Origin of the sequence: Acinetobacter sp. TUM15064 (assembly GCF_008980265.1) — a bacterium.
In the GTDB taxonomy this organism is placed as follows: Bacteria; Pseudomonadota; Gammaproteobacteria; order Pseudomonadales; family Moraxellaceae; genus Acinetobacter.
On record NZ_BKFU01000229.1, the window covers coordinates 1 to 436 of the forward strand.

A 436-nucleotide genomic window follows, 5' to 3' on the forward strand; every position below is an offset into this window, starting at 1 on the left:
TATTATCAGAGATTAAAAGCGCAATATCACGTCTAATCGAAGGAAAACGTGATAATTCTGTAAAATTAGATACATAAGATTGCAAAACGGCTGTTTGATCAAGCTCAGCAACCCAAGTTGTGCTCAAATCTAGCTCATTTTCTAAAGATGGATGCAGGCGGCCTAAGTAACCAATTGATTGTCCATCAACTAAAATTTCAGCAGACTGCCCTGGATGCAACCATGCACGCTCTGAACGTACATATTCAACTTTGACACGACCAGCAGCTAAAATCTCTTCAATCTCTCCTTTGAAGTCAAAGAAATCCATTGGTTGAGGCTTCACATGCCAAGATTCTGGTTGTTGCGAGCCAACTGCCACTAGAGCTAAAGTCGGAATCTGTTTTAGATCTTCAATACTTTTAGCATTTTGATAATCAAAACGAAGTCCTAATTC

General features: G+C 39.2%; 1 pseudogene. It reads right to left on the reverse strand.

Annotation, left to right across the window (positions count from 1 at the left end):
• A pseudogene (gene pheT / locus GBI16_RS18555) lies at positions 1-436 on the reverse strand (phenylalanine--tRNA ligase subunit beta); the annotation flags it as partial.